At 31.0% G+C, this 19,953-nt stretch carries 12 protein-coding genes and 1 pseudogene; 1 reads left to right on the forward strand and 12 read right to left on the reverse strand.

Annotated elements, in window-relative coordinates; genetic code table 11:
* Positions 1 to 72: 72 nt before the first annotated feature.
* The 4 genes and pseudogenes from AXY43_RS10545 to AXY43_RS10560 all read right to left on the reverse strand — a co-directional run bounded on the left by AXY43_RS10545 (position 73) and on the right by AXY43_RS10560 (position 6,559).
* Positions 73 to 1,571 (reverse strand): annotated as a pseudogene (locus AXY43_RS10545) (sugar ABC transporter ATP-binding protein).
* Between the two features lie 88 nt (positions 1,572 to 1,659).
* A complete protein-coding gene (locus AXY43_RS10550) occupies positions 1,660 to 2,730 on the reverse strand; it encodes a galactose ABC transporter substrate-binding protein (protein WP_012060590.1) in 1,071 nt (356 codons plus the stop codon).
* Positions 2,731 to 3,405: 675 nt separating this feature from the next.
* A complete protein-coding gene (locus AXY43_RS10555; RefSeq protein ID WP_023973610.1) occupies positions 3,406 to 5,112 on the reverse strand; it encodes a methyl-accepting chemotaxis protein in 1,707 nt (568 codons plus the stop codon).
* A gap of 28 nt (positions 5,113 to 5,140) precedes the next feature.
* The gene (locus AXY43_RS10560; protein ID WP_051144781.1) at positions 5,141 to 6,559 is read right to left on the reverse strand and encodes a putative bifunctional diguanylate cyclase/phosphodiesterase; all 1,419 of its coding nucleotides are present in this window, start codon (positions 6,557 to 6,559) and stop codon (positions 5,141 to 5,143) included.
* Between the two features lie 387 nt (positions 6,560 to 6,946).
* Between AXY43_RS10560 and AXY43_RS10565 the strand changes: the two genes are divergently transcribed.
* Positions 6,947 to 7,546 (forward strand): tyrosine-type recombinase/integrase, encoded by a 600-nt coding sequence (locus AXY43_RS10565; RefSeq protein ID WP_017210085.1) that lies wholly within the window; start codon positions 6,947 to 6,949, stop codon positions 7,544 to 7,546.
* A gap of 83 nt (positions 7,547 to 7,629) precedes the next feature.
* Here the strand turns inward: AXY43_RS10565 and AXY43_RS10570 are convergent, their stop codons facing one another.
* The 8 genes from AXY43_RS10570 to AXY43_RS10605 form a co-directional block, all read right to left on the reverse strand.
* Positions 7,630 to 9,342, reverse strand: coding sequence for a methyl-accepting chemotaxis protein (locus AXY43_RS10570; RefSeq protein WP_020372903.1), 1,713 nt, complete (start codon positions 9,340 to 9,342; stop codon positions 7,630 to 7,632).
* Between the two features lie 274 nt (positions 9,343 to 9,616).
* Positions 9,617 to 11,035, reverse strand: a complete 1,419-nt coding sequence (gene hydG / locus AXY43_RS10575; protein ID WP_012060595.1) for a [FeFe] hydrogenase H-cluster radical SAM maturase HydG — start codon at positions 11,033 to 11,035, stop codon at positions 9,617 to 9,619.
* Positions 11,036 to 11,170: 135 nt separating this feature from the next.
* Positions 11,171 to 11,422: a TM1266 family iron-only hydrogenase system putative regulator gene (locus tag AXY43_RS10580; protein WP_012060596.1), complete on the reverse strand. Its 252-nt coding sequence runs from the start codon at positions 11,420 to 11,422 to the stop codon at positions 11,171 to 11,173.
* A 351-nt stretch (positions 11,423 to 11,773) separates the two neighbouring features.
* The gene (locus AXY43_RS10585; RefSeq protein ID WP_105411523.1) at positions 11,774 to 13,870 is read right to left on the reverse strand and encodes a glycoside hydrolase family 36 protein; all 2,097 of its coding nucleotides are present in this window, start codon (positions 13,868 to 13,870) and stop codon (positions 11,774 to 11,776) included.
* Between the two features lie 209 nt (positions 13,871 to 14,079).
* Positions 14,080 to 16,290, reverse strand: a complete 2,211-nt coding sequence (locus tag AXY43_RS10590; protein ID WP_105411524.1) for an alpha-galactosidase — start codon at positions 16,288 to 16,290, stop codon at positions 14,080 to 14,082.
* A gap of 58 nt (positions 16,291 to 16,348) precedes the next feature.
* Positions 16,349 to 17,179 carry a carbohydrate ABC transporter permease gene (locus tag AXY43_RS10595; RefSeq protein ID WP_105411525.1) on the reverse strand — a complete coding sequence of 277 codons (831 nt, stop codon included), beginning with the start codon at positions 17,177 to 17,179 and terminating at the stop codon, positions 16,349 to 16,351.
* A 16-nt stretch (positions 17,180 to 17,195) separates the two neighbouring features.
* Positions 17,196 to 18,116, reverse strand: coding sequence for an ABC transporter permease subunit (locus AXY43_RS10600; RefSeq protein WP_023973616.1), 921 nt, complete (start codon positions 18,114 to 18,116; stop codon positions 17,196 to 17,198).
* Between the two features lie 73 nt (positions 18,117 to 18,189).
* Positions 18,190 to 19,482 carry an ABC transporter substrate-binding protein gene (locus tag AXY43_RS10605; protein WP_017210079.1) on the reverse strand — a complete coding sequence of 431 codons (1,293 nt, stop codon included), beginning with the start codon at positions 19,480 to 19,482 and terminating at the stop codon, positions 18,190 to 18,192.
* Positions 19,483 to 19,953 lie beyond the last annotated feature (471 nt).

The raw sequence follows: 19,953 nt of genomic DNA on the forward strand, positions 1-19,953 counted from the left end.
TAAGTTCAACTAAAATTCAGCTATGGATTAACCCTACCTGAATTAAGTCCCACTTGATAAAGGAGATATTTCTTATTGCATAAATTTTGTAGCAAGATTCATAACTTTTACTGAATCTGCTTCACTTTGATCTAAAATTCCAGTAACCTTACCTTCACACATAACCATAACTCTATCTGACATACCAAGCAATTCTGGCATTTCAGAAGAAATCATAATAATTGACTTGCCCTTCTTAACCAATTCATGCATGATCGAATAGATTTCATACTTAGCTCCAACGTCAATACCTCTTGTAGGCTCATCCAATATAAGAATATCTGGATTTGTAAGAAGCCAACGTGCAATTAAAACTTTTTGTTGATTTCCACCTGAAAGATTTTGAATCAATTGTTCCATGCTTGGTGTTTTAGTTCTAAGTTCTTGATTTGACTGCTTTGCAGCTTTATATCTCTTTGCTTCTTGCAAAACTCCTGCTTTAGCATATTCTTTTTGACTTGCAATTACAGTATTATCTAGTACTGAAAGAATACCAAATATACCAGTAGCACGTCTTTCTTCTGTTAACAGTGCAAAACCATACTCTTTTGCATCTTTAGGGATTTTTATTTTTATAATCTTCCCATCCTTTTCTACAGTACCAGAGGCTACTTCACGAAGTCCAAATAAAGCTTCGACTAATTCTGTACGTTGTGCCCCAACAAGACCACCTATTCCTAGTATTTCACCCTTATGTAAATCAAAGCTTACATTTTGGAATGATTTTTTAATTGGAGAACAAAGATTTTCTACCCTTAATACAACATCTTTACTTGGTGTATATTCTCTTGGTGGAAATCTATTAGTCATATCACGACCAACCATACGATTTATAATTAAGTCTGTTGTAAGATCCTTAGCATCCCAAGTTCCTACATACTGACCATCTCTCATAATTGTTACTTCATCTGATATCTTAAGAATTTCCTCCATCTTATGGGATATGTATATAATTGCACAGCCCTTATTTTGAAGTTGTTTTATTATCTTAAATAAATGCTTAGTTTCATTTTCTGTTAATGATGAAGTCGGTTCATCCATAATAATAATTTTAGAATTATAGCTAACAGCCTTTGCTATTTCAACTAATTGAAGATTAGATGGTGAAAGTGTTCCCGCTAATGCTTCAGGATTTATATCTAACTCAATTTCTTCAAATAATTCCTTTGTTTTCTTAATCATAGTTTTCTTATCAACAGCAATTCCTTTCATTGGAAATCTGCCAAGCCAAATGTTTTCCATAACTGGACGGAAACGAATTGGGTGCAATTCTTGATGTATCATTGATACACCTAAATCCAATGCTTGTTTTGAAGTATTTATCTCCATTTTCTTTCCATCTAATATGATCTCTCCACCATCTTCATGATAAATACCAAATAGACATTTCATTAGGGTTGATTTTCCAGCACCATTTTCTCCCATTAATGCATGACACTTCCCTTGCGAACCCTCAATGTTACACCATCTAATGCTTTTACTCCTGGAAATACCTTTGTTATGTTATTCATCTCCAGTACATATTCACCCATACAAGCATCCTCCTTTTCTAAATAATAATTCAGGGATGGGGATTTTTTATAATCTCGCATCCCTGACAATTTCTATGTCAGATATATCTTATTTTAAATAATCCTTGTAGTTATCTTGAGTAACTTTTACATAGTCAATCCATACATATTTTCCATCAGTTACATCAAATCCAACATTTTCTTTATTAATTTCTTTACCTTGAGCAGCTGCTAAAGCTATATTAACTGTAGCCTTACCTTGGTTTTGTGCATCATTTAGAACTGTTCCAAGAAGTGATCCTTCTTTCATAGCTTGTAATGCTGGTGCTGTTGCATCAACTCCAACTACTGGAATATATTTAGATGCATCACCTTTGTTATATCCTTCAGCTTTTAATGCTTCTACTGCACCAAGAGCCATATCATCATTGTTACAAAGAACTGCTTCTATCTTATCAACACCTTGACCTGTCATAAATGCTTTCATAAGGTCAGTAGCTTTTGCCTTGTCCCACATTGCTGTATCAGCAGCAAGTTTTTGAGTTTTTAATCCTGCAGCTTCAATAGCTTTTATAGAATATTCTGTACGAAGAGTAGCATCTTGATGTCCTGGTTCTCCTTGAAGCATTACGTATTGTACCACTCCATCATGATTTTTGTCTGCTTCTGGATGTGCTTTGAAGTAGTCAGCTATAAGTTGACCTGATAAAGTTCCTGATTGTTCTGCATGTGCACCTACATACCAAACCTTATCATAGCTATCCATATCTGCTTTTTCTGGCTCACGATTTAAAAATACGATTGGAAGTTTCTTAGCTTTTGCTTTTTCAATGATAGGACCTGCTGCAGTTCTATCAACTGGATTTATTGCTAAAGCGTTTACACCTTTTGTAATAAATGTATCAACTTGCTCATTTTGAGTAGGTTGTTTATTTTGTGAATCCACTAGTTCAATAGTTGATCCTTTTTCCTTAGCTTCACCTTCCATAGCAGTACGAACTCCGGTCATGAAAGTATCATCAAATTTATATATTGCAGAACCAATTAAAGTATTTGAAGATTTAGTACTTGTTTGTGCATCCCCTCCAGAACTTGCACTCTTATTTGCTCCACATCCTGCCATTGTTGCAACTATAGCTGCTGACATTACAATTGTTAATAGACTCTTAAACCTTTTCATTTTTACCCCTCCATATTCTTATCTAAATCCTAAAACAAAGACTCAAATTTGTTCTTCGTTTACATTACTAATTATAGGGATTTTATCAATTAGTCTCCATACGAAATTCTTCACTTTTTTATCGAATTTCTTAGATGTTATAGATAAACTAACTATAATCTATACTTATGCGTATACCACACCGAAATGAATAATATACTTTTATTCCAGTTTCTAGGCAATTCTGATGGGTGATTCTAATGCCATAAAGTTGCCCCCAAAGTGCTAGCCTCAAAGAACTAGCTTTGAACTAGCACATTTGAAACAACTTATAGCCAAAGAATCACATCCCTCAAAATTACCAATGAAACATTCCACAAAAGTATATTGCCCATTTCTAGTTTTGATATATTTCATATCCTATATAGTTTATGATTGTGTTATATATAAACAACATATAACTTATACTTATGGGATAACTTACCTAAATCATAAATATTTTGATTCCGAAAAACTATGAAAAATCACTGAAGGTTCTAAATTGCAGGTTGAATCCAATTTAGCATACATTTAATTAATATATAAAAAGAGGATATAAATTCAAAACTTATATCCTCTATAAATTATATGTATAATTATATTTCTCTCAATGAAATTTGTATAAGAATAAAATCATTCTTTCTTGCATCTTGATACCTAAATTTTAAACTTTTGTACCATTTCATTGAGCCTCTGAGCGAGTTCAGCCTGGCTATGTGCTGTTAGTGCAACTTGCTCTATGGATTTAGTTGTCTCATCCATACTTTCTTTGATTGTAGCTACTTCTTCACTAGACTTTTGAGTAGTTTGTGCCATATCTTGTACAACTTCACTAACCTGACCTACAGTAGCTGTTATCTCTTCTGACATAGCTGCAATTTCCTCTGACATCATGCTGACGAAATTTGAATCATTATAATATTGGTCACCGGTTTGCATATAGGCATTAAATTGTCTATGTACTTCAGTATTAATAAATGAAAGTATATCATTGCCAGTATCAATACTATTTTTAAAAGCATCACGGACTCTATTTATTGTTTCCTGTATAGACGTTACAGCTTGTGATGACTGTTCTGCAAGTGTTCTTACTTCTTCGGCAACAACTGCAAAACCTTTACCTTGTTCTCCTGCTCTTGCAGCCTCTATAGCTGCATTTAAAGCTAATAGATTTGTTTGTTCGGCTATACTTCCTATTGTATCTGCCATAACTTTTATATTATCTACTACTTTGCCATCTTCAATAACTTCTAACATTTTGTTCTCTTTTTCTGCATATAGATTTCTTGTTTCTTCTATAGCTTTTTTACCGCTATTCTTTACCTCTGTTGCTTTTTCTTTGGATTTACTTGAACTACTACTTCCCTCCATTGCCTTTCCTGAAAGTTCATTAACGCTTGAATCCACTTCTTCTACAGATGCACTTATTTCCTCGGCTGCCGCACTAGATTCTTGCATACCATCAGAAATATTTGATATAGCATCATCAATACTTCTAGCTCTCAAAGATAATTCTTCAGCCGTAGCAGATAGTTCCTCACTCGACGCACTTATATCTTGAGAATTTTCCATGATCTCTTTAACTAAGATATTTACATTTTTTTGTGCCTTATTTAAAGCGATACCTGTTTGTCCAAATTCATCTTTTCTAGTAATAGTAATTGGAGTTGAAAAATCATACATTGCTAATCTCTCTGCATAATCTCTTATCTTCCTTAAAGGTTTATTTATATGGCTTGAAATAAATATTCCAAGTAAAATGGCAATTATAACCCCTGCAATGCTCATCAATGTCATAATTATGTTTGTCCGTGCAGATGCTATATTAATGTTATCACTTGCTACTTTTGCTGCCGCCAAATTTATTTCTATAACCTTGTCAAGGCTTGCCATCATTTCTTCTTCTATAGGCAAAAAAATCATGTACTGTTTCGTCACTTCATTTGGATCATTTAGATCAGCTGCATCTATTATCCTGTTTCTAGCATCTCTATATTTTGTTACATTATCGGTAAACTTCGTCCAATTTTCTTTTTCCTCTGTTGTAGTAATTAATTTCTCATATTTAGCTATATATTCGTTATCTGCAGCTACCATGTCAGTAATATATTTTTTTGCTTGATCCGTTTCTTTTTTATTTTGATCATACATTATAACTGAAACTTCGCTCTTTATTTGTGACATATTTGATTTTATTGACAAAATTTCATTAACACTCTGTAAGTTTACGCTATACATTGTTTCTGCATTTTTATTTACTCTTTTTACTTCTATTCCACCAATTGTGCCTACAACTGCAATTAATATAGCCACTAATAAAAATGCTGATATTAACTTAGCTCTTACTTGGTTTAATAAATTCATATTAAAATTTCCTCCCACTGTTAAAATGCTATTGCATATTATTTTTTCTATTACTATCCAATAAAGTTTTCATACCATCTTCTGTAAGCGGTTTGCTAAAATAGAAACCTTGAATTATCTTACAACCTAAGTCAGCAAGTACTTCTATCTGCTCTCTTGTTTCAACTCCCTCAACTATTACCTTGTATTTCAAGTCCTTTGATAAGTTAACTATGTTCTTTATTAATACCATGTTCTTATAATTTTCTACATGATCTACAAATGTTTTATCAATCTTTAATGTACTTACTGAAATATTAATTAAATAGCTTAAAGAAGAGTATCCCGTCCCAAAGTCATCTATTGCAATATTTATTCCCATCCCTTTAAGTTCATTTAATACTTCTATATTTTTTTCTGATATATCTAATAAAGTACTCTCTGTTATTTCTATCTCTAAAAAGTTTGGAGAAATATTATACTTATTACAGCATTTTAACAACTTATCCTTAAAATCTTTTTCCTTGATTTGAATTGGTGATATATTGATTGCTATATTATTAAACTTGTACCCCATGCACTTCCACAAACTCGCTTGCTCTATGGATTTTTCCATTATCCAATCGCCAATTTGAACTATATCTCCACTTTCTTCAGCAATAGGAATAAATTCTGCTGGTGAAACATTTCCAAGCTTATCATTATTCCATCTTAATAAAGCTTCAATTCCAACAATCTCATTATTAGACAAATCAATTTGTGGCTGATAATTAATATTTAGCTCATGCTTATTAATAGCATTCTTTAATTCCCTTCTAATCAATACGTCCCTATAATATGTCTCAAATATTTCGTTATTAAAGATTGTATAATTGTTTTTTCCAGTTTTCTTAGACTTGTACATAGCTAAATTACAAAACTCTAACAACTCATCAGAATTTATGCTATCATCCGGGAAAGTAGATATTCCCATACTTACAGAAATGTCTAATTCATCATCTGCTATCTTAAAAGGTACTGACAAATTTTCATAAATTTTCTTGCAAATTTCCTCTATTTCACTTATAAATTTAAATTCATAGATCAAAATTGCAAATTCATCACCATTTAATCTAAATAGTTTCCCTTTTCCTTTAATACATTTACTTACCCTTTCAGAAAAACATTTTAATATAAAGTCACCAAAAGAATAGCCCCAATTATAATTTATGATTTTGTAGTCATCAACATCAATATAAATAATCGCACCTTTTCTACAATTAACTTTTGATATCTCTAAACTCCTATTAAGCTTTTCAAAAAAATAAGTACTATTTGGTAGCCCAGTAAGAATATCATACCTTGAGAATTCTTCATTAGGCTTACTTTTTTTTCTCCTATGTATATCCTTGTTTAATTTTCCTCTTGTGGTATTTACCATTTTTATCTTAAGTTTAAGTTCTTTTTTGGGCATATTAATTTTATTCATAATAACTTCCTTTTTTAAATTAGTACAACTCAACACGTGTAAAACCTCTCCACCTCGCTCCTATTATTTAATAATAAAATATGACATCTTCAATAATAATTTTTGCGTAATTATTCTACAAACTTTTAAACTTTGACTTTTTAAAAAATTAAATATATCATTTATTTGAACATAATAAATATTTTGTCCTATTATATTATATTATAAGTTGTATATATGTAAATATTGTATAAAAAAGCTTATAAAATGTACAAATATAGGTTAAATTGTATTCTTATGAACATTTATATGCAATATTTGTATATTTGCAAGCTATAAATACATTATTACATAAAATAATAGGACAAAATATTTATTATGTATCATTACTTCTAGAGGAGAGTGCATATGAGGGCATCTAATGAAACTGAAATTAAATATTTAACGCAAAAAGAAGTATTATCACTATTTAATGCAATTGAAAATTCTGGAAAGCTGCATTCAACACGTGATTTAGCAATATTTAGATTAGCTTATAGATGCGGTCTTAGAGCTTCCGAAATATCAATGTTAAAATTGGAGAATTATAATATTAATAAAGGAGAAATATATTGTAAAAGATTAAAGGGTAGTAAGAATAATACTCTGCGGCTAGATGAGAAAACAAAAAGCGTTTTAGACAAATACATTACTGAAAATGAAATTACATCTGAAGCTCAAACTATATTTACAAGTCAAAAGAATAAGCCAATTTCAAGGCAAACCCTAGACCACCTAACGAAGCAATATTTCTCCATGGCAAGTATTCAAGATAAGTCAAAGCACCATTTTCATACCATTAAACATACTACAGCAGTTCACCTTGCTGAATGTGATATGGATATAAAAGAGCTTCAATGGTGGCTTGGCCATAAATCTGTTACCAATACAGAAATATATTTTCAATTTACTACAAAACAACAAGAAAAGATGTATGCAAAACTAGAGGGAAAAAGTGAAATGGTATAAAATTTACTTAATTAATTAAAAAAGACTTACTTTAGCTGCTAAATAACTAAAATAAGTCTTTTATTTTTCATCACATATCTTCTTTAGATTTTAAACTTTTGTATCATTTCATTGAGTTTTTGCGCAAGCCCTGCTTGGTTTTGTGCTGTTAAAGCAACTTGCTCTATGGCTTTTGAAGTTTCATCTACACTTTCTTTTATCGTAGCTACTTGATCGTTTGATTCCTGCGCTGTCGATGCCATCTCTTGTACTAACTTATTAACTTTCCCTACAGTGATTGTAATTTCTTCTGACATGTTTGCAATATTCTCTGACATTTTACTTACAAATTCAGAATCGCTATAATATATATTTCCTGTATTTCCATAGGCATTAAACTGTTCATGCACCTCTGTATTTATAAATTTCAATATATCATTTCCAGTGTTAATGCTGTTATTAAATGCATCCTGAACTTTAATTATAGTATTTTTGATAGCTGTTACAGCCTCTGATGATTGTTCTGCAAGCTTTCTTACTTCATCTGCTACAACTGCAAATCCTTTACCTTGTTCCCCTGCCCTTGCTGCTTCTATTGCTGCATTCAGTGCTAATAAATTTGTTTGTTCAGATATACTTCCAATTGTATCAGCCATAATTTTAATATTATCAACTATCTTTCCATTTTCAATAACAATTAACATGTTCTTTTGTTTTTCCTTTGATAATTTCTCCATTTCATCTATAGACTTTTTACTATTGTTTTTGACTTCTATAGCTCTCTCTTTGGATCTATTAGCATTCTGGCTTCCTTCCATAGCTTTTTTAGATAAATCATTTATATTTGAGTTTACTTCATCTACTGTCGTACTTATAATTCCTGCCTCAGCACAAGATTCCTCCATCCCTAGTGAAATAGTACTTACAGCTTCATCTATACTCGCAGCTTTTGATGAAAGCTCCTCAGCTGTTGCAGAAAGTTCTTCACTAGATGTACTTATATCTTGAGAATTTTGAATAATATCTCTAATTAGTTTATTCACATTTTCTTGTGCTTTATTTAATGCACTTCCTGTTTGTCCAAGTTCGTCCTTTCTTTTAATTGAAATTGGAGTCGAAAAATCATATAACGCTAATCTCTCTGCAAATCCTTTGATTTTTTTTAATGGTATATTTATAGCCTTTGATATTAGTGCTCCAAATATAATTGCTACCACTAATCCAAAGATAGTAAGTGTAATCATAATTTTATTAGAATTAATATAAGTAGATGATATATCCTCATTAGCTGATTTTGCATCAGATATATTTATATCTATAACTTTATCCAGGCTATACATCATTTTTGTCTGTAGAGGAACCATTTCTAAATACCTCTTTTTTGCTTCTTCTAAATCTTCTGATTTTACAGCATTCACTACCTTGTCTCTAACCTGATTATATTCCTTCGCATTATCATTAAATTCCTTCCAAGATTTTGTTTCACTACTTGTCATTTGTGATTTTTCATAATCATTTATATATTTATCATTCTCATTAAGTGCAGTAATAACATTTTTTTGTGCTTCCTCTACCTTATATTTATCTTTTTCATACATCATGATTAATATGTTACTTTTAATTTCTGTCATATTTGATTTTATAGATAGGATCTCATTGACATGATTAAAATTTCTATTGTACATTCCTGATGCTTTATTATTTACATTTTTCAAAGACAATGCTCCTATTATTCCTACTACGCCAATTAAAATTGCTACCGTCAAAAATGATAAGGTTAATTTAAATTTTATAGGCAGGCTTCTTCTCAAAAACATAACTTTTCCCCTCTCTAAATTTATAATCTCGACCATTTATTACCCTTTTTGCAATAGAAAACGTTTTACTAAGATGTTGAAATTAACATATATTGCTAATTATTATGATAATATTTTTAATTTATATAATCAACTAAAAAATCTACTCTTATATCGAAATGTTGAGTATTTGCTAATCATTTTTAACTATAAACTTAATTATATAAAAAATAATAAAGCTATACACAAGTCTACTTTAACTATGCATATAGCTTTATTAATTAATTTAATCTATCTAAAATCTAAAATCACGTTTTCCTTCATGTAAGTTTTCAAGATTTTCCAATACTATCTTCTTAACTTTTCCATTTGGAATATTTGGAATTTCATTTTTAATTACTTCCTCACCTTTTCTTCGTGTATCTTCAGAAGCATAATCCTCTAAATATTCCTTCAATGTCATCAATGCATTAGGTTGGCAGCAGTTAGCTATTTGTCCTGATTTAACAAGGCTCATAAATCTATCTCCAGTTCTTCCTTCCCTGTAGCAAGCTGTACAGAAACTTGGAATATGACCTCTTTCAAGCAACCAGTTTACTATCTCATCTAAAGTTCTAGTATCACTTACATCAAATTGTGCTGAGTTTTCTTCCTCATTTTCCTTTTCAACATATCCACCAACACTTGTAGATGATCCTCCACTTATTTGAGAGACTCCAAGTTCAAGCACTTTTTCTCTTGTTTTTTGAGATTCTCTTGTAGAAACAATAAGACCTGTATATGGAACTGTAATTCTAAGTACTGCAACTATTTTAGCAAATATCTCATCTGAAATAGCATTTGTAAATTCATCTGGATTTATATCATCAGCCGGTCTTATTCTAGGTACGCTTATAGTATGTGGACCAACTCCCATGGCTGCTTCTAAATGTTCTGCATGCATTAATAAGCCTACAAAATCATATCTATACATATTTAAGCCATATAATACACCTAGACCAACATCATCAATTCCAGCTTCCATAGCTCTATCCATAGCTTCTGTATGATAAGCATAGTCATGCTTTGGTCCTGTTGGATGAAGTTCTTCATATGTCTTCTTGTGGTATGTTTCCTGGAATAAGATATATGTTCCAATTCCTGCGTCTTTTAACTTTCTATAATTTTCAACAGTTGTTGCTGCGATATTTACATTAACTCTTCTAATTGCTCCATTTTTGTGTTTTATACTATAAATTGTTTCTATACTTTCAAGAACATATTCAAGAGGATTGTTTACTGGGTCTTCTCCTGTTTCTAATGCAAGTCTTTTATGTCCCATATCTTGCAATGCAATTACTTCGTTTTTAATTTCTTCTTGAGTAAGCTTCTTTCTTGTTATATGTTTATTTTTGTGATGGTATGGACAATATGTGCATCCATTTACACAATAATTAGAAAGATATAGTGGTGCAAACATTACTATTCTGTTACCATAAAATCTTTGCTTGATTTCTTTTGCAAGTTTATACATTTTTTCATTTTCATCTTCTAATTCGCATTCAAGTAAAACCGCTGCTTCTCTATGTGAAATTCCCTTACACTCTTTAGCCTTTTCTAGAATTTCATTAATTAATTCTCTATTGTTCTTATTTTTCTTAGCAAACTCAAGAGTTTCTAATATCTCTTCGTTATCAATAAATTCTGTTGCTATTTTTGATTTAACATTATACATTACTCTACTCTTCTTTCTATAATTGGATTTTTAAATTTTGAATTTAATTCGTTCTGATTAATGCTTTCTTCATCCAATTTTGGCAAAGGCTAAAATATTAATTAAAGCTAATCTACTTATTACTATATTTAATATTTATTTAGCAGTTTTAGAATACATTGTTTTTACATTTATTCCTTCGATCATACCAAGTTTACCTGATAATGAGCTTATTATATCATTGGTAGCATCTATCACTACACTTATTATACCCACATTCTTTTCTCTGTAAGGTATCCCCATTCTCCCAACCATATATTGCGAATATTCATGCAAAATATTGTTGAGCTTATCTGTTGAATTCATATCTTCCACTATAATTCCTATCAATGCGATTCTTGTATCCATATTCTTTATTCCTTTCAAGAAGAAAATATTTTTATATTCACCGTATTAATTAGCAATTACTATTTTTCAATTGCAATAAAAAATCCCCGTGCCACAAAAAGGCGCAGGGATAGCGTACATATCTCTATCTATAATACCGCCTTGTCATTTGGGACGAACCCTCATGTGTTTCAGAACGATCATGTGTTAAGAGTCTTTCTTCTTGGGATTTCCCTTTAAAGTCAGACTACATATATATTTTATCATAAAAATATATTTTAGCAATAGTCATCATTTCTATAAAAAATTAAATTATCATGTTTAACTCTTTTTTTAACTATCTCTTTCCAGTAAACCATGTAAATACTATTTTCACCACCTTATCTCGAGAATTCTTCCACTATAATTATGTTTATTTCTAATGATTAAAATATTCTTAATTTTATTTATATTCCAGCTTAAATCTACGTCTTCAGGATACCCCATTTTTACAGATATATTTTCTCCATTAAATCTTTCCAATGGAATCTCTATAATATCATTTTCACTTTGCATCCTCCATAAAGCAAGATAACATACTCTACTACATAACAGTCCATATGCTATCCATTCATCGTCCAGAGATGGCATTTTTATTGGCCAAAATGGTATTCCATTTGGTATATCATGTCTGATGCTTTTATAATATTTAATTCCTTCTTGGATATATTTAAAGGATTCATTATTTATTTCTGCTAAATGCCCACTCTGATGAATTCTACATAACATAGAATTTACCATGTTACATATTACTTCTTCTTTATCCCCATCTCGCAATGGATAAGACCAAACTGCACATTGTTCTGGAGTAACTAAAGATGGTACCGCTGCTGCAATTGCTGCATTTTTTCTATAATCTGTTTGGTCACTGCTTGATTGTATACTATGTCTTTGCAATAGGGCATAATCCATTCTAAGTCCACCACTACCACAATTCTCAATAACTAAGTCAGGATATCTTTTAAATATTTCGTCTAACCAAGCTAAATATGCTCTATTATGACCTAATAGTCCTTCACCTGCACTATCAGCTTTGTTATCAGTACCAATCCCCATATTAATATTATAATCCATCTTTATATATCCAACACCATACTCTTCTACAACTCTCTTTATAATTCCAGTTGCAAACTTTCTAACTTCTGGATTTCTATAATCTAATTGATATCTTGAATGATCCTTTATTCTCTTTCCATGCCTCATAAAGAACCAATCATCAGGTAATTTGTCTGCTAATGAACAATTTATCCCCATTACCTCAAGTTCAAGCCAAAGCCCTGGAATCATTCCTTTCTCTCTTATATAGTCTAGAGGTTCTTTAATACCATTTTTAAATCTCTCTTTAGATGGCAGCCATTCTCCAACACCATCCCACCAAGGTCCATCACTATACCATCCACAATCTATGCAAAAATACTCACAACCAGCTAGTGATGCAGCATTAATAAGAGGAATTAGTTTTTCTGTAGTAGGATCACCAGATAAACAATTCATATAATCATTAAAAATAACTGGTAATCTTTTATTATCATCATTTTCTCTTCTTATTCTACGCCTATATTTAGTCATAACTTCTATTCCAGCTTGCAATCCTCCACTTATGCTTGTAACTGCGACTTGTACTGTTTCAAAGCTTTCATTGGGTTTTAGTTCTTTCCAGAAATGATTTTCTGCTTCTGAAGGTCCGCTTAATTTTAAATATAGCATATGCATTATGTCACTAATTTCCCAATTCCATGAGCCATTATGCTCTATTTGCCACATGTAACCATTACTTATTTCTGTATTTTCTATAAATCCTAGAGGCGCATACTGACAGGTTGACCAATTTCCTGTATTAGAAACTAACAATCTATTTGTTGATTCGTCTTCCACATGGAATATTCCAACATCTTTTAATGAATATTGTTCCCACATTCCTTCACCACACCACTCATTATGAGGAATATATATCTTCATTTTATATTCTCTGTCTAATACTCCGCCTCTATCAATACCAGTTAAAGCAAATGAGGTTATATACTCTATTCCAACACTTCTTTCACCTTTATTTTCTAAAATGATCCATGTTCTAACGATTTGTAAATCATTATAAAATTGAAATATTACTTTTGCTTCAATTTTTGTAATATTGTCAACTAAGTTAATAGTAATTCTTCTTCCTTCTTTTAGAATTTCATCATTATGACTCTCATAAATTATCCTATGTCCGGGCAGAGTTCCTGTATGTTTTACTCCTCTATGATTTAATTGATTTTCTCCTGTAAATTGCAATTCTAATAATCTACATTTTTCTTTTTCATCTTCACTTAATTTATTAAACTGTTCAAAAGGAAGATATGAAAAATGTAGCAATCTTATATCTCTATCTTTAGTTACTTCTAATACAATATTTAAATTATTCTCATTAATTTTTATATATTTACTCATCTATCTTTCCCCATTTCCTAAACATGCTCCCTAAAAAACACAATAGAGTAATTAATCAGAGATGCTTATTTCCTTATCTAGTTTTTAGATCCTTCATACTCTACATATAATTATCATTCGCATTCCATCCTGTTATTGTGTATAAATTACTATATAAATAAGCAGTAGATACAAAATCACGATTAACTTGCATATCTACTGCTTCTAAACTACTTATTTATTTCATTCAAATGATATATTGCTGAAGTGAAATCTCCACTATGTTCGCAAAAATCTTCTGATCTTACTGGAATTCCTGCAAACATTAATTCGTCTCCAAAAAAAGATTCTTCTTTATTATTTATATAATATTTTTTATTTTCATCTAATCCTTGTAACTTTATCCTCTTAAAACCTTCATTAGCTGTGTTAAGTATTTTATAATAACCAACTATTGCTTCGGATTTATCTTCTGAGACAACCATCCAAGAATTTAATTTATTTTCAAAAGGACTTATAAGCCTATAAAAAGTTCCCTTTTGTATTAATTCTCTATTTCCTTTCATAAATTTAACTTGTTTCTTCACAATCGTTCTTTCTTCTTCGGATAAATGATTTAAATCTAACTCATATCCAAAAGCTCCAAAATAAGCTACATTTGCTCTAGTTTCTAGTGGCGTTATTCTAAAAACTTGTTGGTTCGGAACTTCAGATACATGAGCCCCCATGCAGCTTATTGGGTAAACATATGAAGTTCCATATTGTATTTTCATGCGTTCAACTGCATCGGTATTATCACTTGTCCATCCTTGTGGTGCATAATAAAGTATTCCGGGGTCAAATCTTGCACCACCACTCGAACATGATTCAAATAAAATGTGTGGAAATTCAGATGTTAATCTTTCATATAATGCATACACTCCTAAAATGTATTCATGCATTACTTTTCCTTGATTTTCCGCAATTGCAGATACGCTATAACATTCAGTCATATATCTATTCATATCCCACTTTACATATGATATTGATGCCTCTCTGAATACCTTTGACATTGCATTATAAATATAATCTACAACTTCTTTTCTAGAAAAATCTAATGTATACTGATTTCTACAATGGGATGCCGTCCTATTTGGTGTATGGATAATCCAATCTGGATGAGCTCTGTATAAATCACTATCTTTATTTACCATCTCTGGTTCAAACCAAAGTCCAAATTTCATACCCATGTTTTCTATCTTCTTTGAAAGTCCAACTATTCCATCTGGAAGCTTTTTAGTATTTACATACCAATCTCCAAGCCCTGCTTTATCATTATTTCTACTTCCAAACCACCCATCATCTAACACAAATAACTCTATACCTAGATCACTTGCGGTTTTTGCAATATTTAATATTATCTCTTCATCAAAATCAAATGTTGTAGCTTCCCAATTATTTATTAGAATTGGCCTTGCCTTATCTCTCCAATAGCCTCTAGCAAGTCTGGTTCTATATAATTTATGGTAAGCCTGACTCATTCCGTTTATTCCTTTATCCGAATAGGTCATTACAACTTCTGGAGTTTGAAAACTTTCATCTTTATTTAGTATCCATTCAAACATGCTTGGATGAATTCCTAACATAATTCTAGATGTATCATGCGTATCAACAAGAACTTCACCCAAAAAATTTCCACTATAAACCAAGCTAAATCCATACACTTCGCCCTCAAACTCAGTTGTGCTTGGTCTCTTCAAGGCTATAAATGGATTATGCTCTGCACTACTTGTCCCTCTTAAACTGTAAATTGATTGAACTCCATGGTCTAATTTTCTATTTCTTATATGTCTTTCTCTACTCCAAGCTCCAGAAAGGTGCACCATTTCGTAATCATAATCTGGTAAATCTATACTACAACTCATCGCCTTTGTTAATGTAACTTTATCTTCTCCTTCATACATAAACTTTGCGTTCCTTGTTATTATTGGGAAATCTTCATATATGGTATAACTTAATATTAATCTTGTACTAATCAAATCATCATATAGTATTATTTCTAAAGTTTGTGCTTCTTTCTCATTTTCCACATAGGTAGCTGGAAGTTGTTCTAACTTCTTTTTACCTTGAAAAATATTATAGGATTGAAATTGAAAATTAGTAATTTTACTTCCATTTTCCTGCTTTATTTCAAATGCAGGATACCGAAAATCTGTTGTTCCATAAGAAGGATATTCCTGCCTAGTATGTTGCAGCGAAAAGAAAGTATCGCCTTCAAATACATATGCTGCTAAAGGACGCATTCCTCCTTCAAAAAGATATGAAAATGATTCTTTATGATGTATCCTCTTCCCATAATATAAATTTCCTAGCTCATTATTATCTAGTATTTTTATGATATAACTAATCTCTTTATTGTATAAATGAAACTCCTTTGACTTTGCGTTAAATTTAATTGCCATATAACTACTCCTCCCTATGTATTTCTGCAAATTATCTTTGTTCATTAGAATTATTGAATTAAAGTTTTCCACCTGAAGTTGCTATACCCTCTATAAATTGTTTCTGGAATACAATATAAATTGCAAGCATTGGCCAAATGGCAAGTACAGATGCAGCCATCAATTGAGGATAATTAACAGAATATGCACTTTGAATTTTTGCAAGTGCCGATGATAAAGTTGCGGAATCAGCATTGGAATTAATAATTAGCGGCCACATTAAATCCTTAAATGCAAATAATGCTGTAAATATTCCAAGTGCAACCAGGCCAGACTTAGTTAAGGGTAACATAACTTTTAAAAATGTTTGTCCTATATTGCAGCCGTCAAGCCTTGCAGATTCTTCTAATTCTTTTGGCAATCCCATAAAGAATTGCCTTAACAAAAATGTACCAAATGCACTTACAAGTCCTGGAAAAAGAAGCGCAAATATTGAATTTCTCATTCCAATTTTATCTACCATCAAATATTGTGGAATTATAAAAAGTTGAACTGGAACCATCATTTGAAATAACACAATTCCAAATAAAAAATCTCTTCCTGGGAATTTTAATCTCGCAAAGGCATAAGCCGCCATAGCGCTAAAAGCCACTGAACAAAATATCCTAAAAAACATCATTGCAAAAGTATTAAAATATAATATAATAAAATTGTTTTGTCTTATTGCTTCAAAGTAATTCTCGATCTTCCAATCTGATGGAAAAATAACATATGGATTCATTGAAGTAGACTCTGATACAGTTTTAAATGATGTAAGTATCATCCAAACAAATGGTAATATCATAATTGCTACTCCAAACAATAAAAATAAGTGTATAAATAATTTTGAAGCATCTCTTTTCATTTTCATAATATAGCTCCCCTTTCTACATGTAATTAACCCATTTCTTCTGTGCTTTCATTTGAAATACTGTAATTATCATAATAATAGCAAGAAGTAACATTACTATAGCTGAACCATATCCTTTATCTGCATACTTAAATGAGCTATTATAAAATAAATAAACTAACGATACTGTCTTATCATATGCAGGACTAGCTACATCAATCATCATATAAATGACATCAAATACTTGCATTGCCTGAATTATACTAGTAACAACAACAAAAAATAAGGTTGGAGACACAAGGGGTAAGGTAATATTGAAGAATTGTCGTACTGGTTTTGCACCATCAATACTTGAAGCTTCATAATAGTCCTTTGGTATTTCCTGAAGGCCTGCTATAAGCAAAACCATGCTATATCCAACTGTGCTCCATATTCCAATAATAGCTATAGAATAAAGAGCAATATTAGGGTTATCGATCCAATCTACAGGTCCAATTCCAATTTTAGATAGAATATAATTAATAAGACCAAATTGATTATTATATAACCATTTCCAAACCATTGTTATTGCTGCCGGTGCAGCAACCATTGGAATGAAATATATTGTTCTATAAATACCTTTTCCCTTAATCTTGGAATTTAATAATACAGCTAAGACCATTGCTATTATTACTGTTACTGGTACAACTATAATTGTATATTTTAAAGTATTTCCTACTGCGTACCATACTTGGACATCTCCAAGCATCTTTTTATAGTTACTTAAGCCAACAAATATATTTCCCTTTCCAAAATCTCCACTCTTGAAAAAACTTAAATATAGGGTTTCAATAATAGGAATAATATTCAATATTATAAGTCCAATAATAGTAGGAGCGACTAAAAAATATGCCCATTTCCACTCATTAACTGTTCGTTTTGATGGTTTTCCTATATTTACTGTTATATTTTTTGCCATATATTCATCTCCTATCATATTTATTTTAAAGATTACGGCAACATACTTGCTGCCGTAATCATAAATAATTATTTTATTTTTCCTCTTTTAATGCATCATTCATCATTTTAGCAGTATCTTTACAAGCATCTTCTACTGTCTTTTCTCCAGTAAATGCACCTTTTAACATTTCATATGCCTTATCTTCCCATTTTGCAGTTGTATTAGAATATGGTCTTATTTGTGCATATTTAACCATATCAACAAAGCATTTTATATTAAATGTTTTGTTTGAATTTATCCATGCATCTGCTGTACCATTATACGCAGAAATTGCAACTCCAAGTTCAGCTTGCTTTGTCTGTCCCTCCTTTGAGCTTAAATATTGAACCCATTTCCAAGCCTCTTCTGGATGCTTTGTATTAGCAGAAATTGCATTTCCAAGTCCATTGAAGATACTAGCTCTCTTTCCATCATTTGCTGAAGGTAATACTGTAACATTAAAATTCTTAGTCATATAGTCATTTGCTGCAAATCCACTTAAATTCCAAGAACCAAAAAACCCCATTGCACATAGTCCATTTTGTAGTGTCTCTGCACGTGCTGCATCATCAAAAATTTTAGGTGACAATCCTTCACTAACAAATCTCACATAATATTTCATTGCTTCTATTGTCTTAGGGTTATCATATCCTGATACTTTATCATCAGTTATTATTGTTCCGCCATTTTGATATACAAAATTATAATATCCTTCTTGATTGTGTAAAGGTGCTAGGAATCCATATTGCTTTCCATCACCTGTTGTTAATTTTTTTGCTGCTTCGTATAGCTTGTCCCAGTTCCATGTTTCATCAGGGTATGAAATACCAGCTTTATCAAACATTGTTTTGTTATACCAAAGACCTATAGTATCATAATCCTTTGGAATAGCGTATTGTTTATTATTCAAATTATATATCTTCACCAACCCTTCTGGATAATTAGATAATTTCACATCATCACTTTTGTTAATTTTATCTGTTAAATCCATAAGCATTCCATTTGATGCATACCTATAAATTTCGTTTGAATGCATCCAAAAGGTATCTGGCAGAGATCCTCCTGTAGCTGCCGCCTCTAACATTGTCCAATAATCGCTCCAACCCGTTACTTGTATATCAATTTTTATCCCTGGATTTTTTCCCTCAAATTCATCTGCCATTTTCCTAAGACCTTTTTCCTGATTAGAATCCCAAATTCCATAAGTAATGTGTACATCTCCCCCACTAGATCCCTTAGCTGTGTCTTGTCCACCAGTTGCTGCAGAATTTGAACTACCACACCCAGCAAGTCCTGTAACAGCCATCATACTAGCTAAGATTAAAGAAACAATTTTCTTTTTCATTAAATTTCCCTCCTATTTTTGTACATATTCGATTTTGTAAACAAATATATTTTTAATATGTAGTTTGCAACACTAATATTAAAATCACATTCATCATTTTAATTTGTTCAAATTATAAGCAAATATATATATTATTATCGTTAAAAGGATTTAAGTAAAGCTTTTCAAAATTTGGCTAAAAACGAATTATATAGAATTTCTATATAATTTTGTTGTTTTGCACATCAGGTGCTATTACTGCAGTATAAAGCGTTCTTTGGACTTTATTCACTTTCTATAATTAAATATTATCATTAAAAAATTCCGGAATACATAGAATAAACAAGCTAATAATATATACTTTTGCTATATTACTTAGTTATTGTTCAACTATAAACGCAAAAGTATATATTTTATGTTATAATGGAAGAAAATTTATCCATTTAACGTTTTCAAAAGGAGGTATACCATTCGGCCGATTTTAAAAGTTAT

Source organism: Clostridium sp. MF28 (assembly GCF_002969175.1).
GTDB lineage: Bacteria > Bacillota > Clostridia > Clostridiales > Clostridiaceae > Clostridium > Clostridium beijerinckii.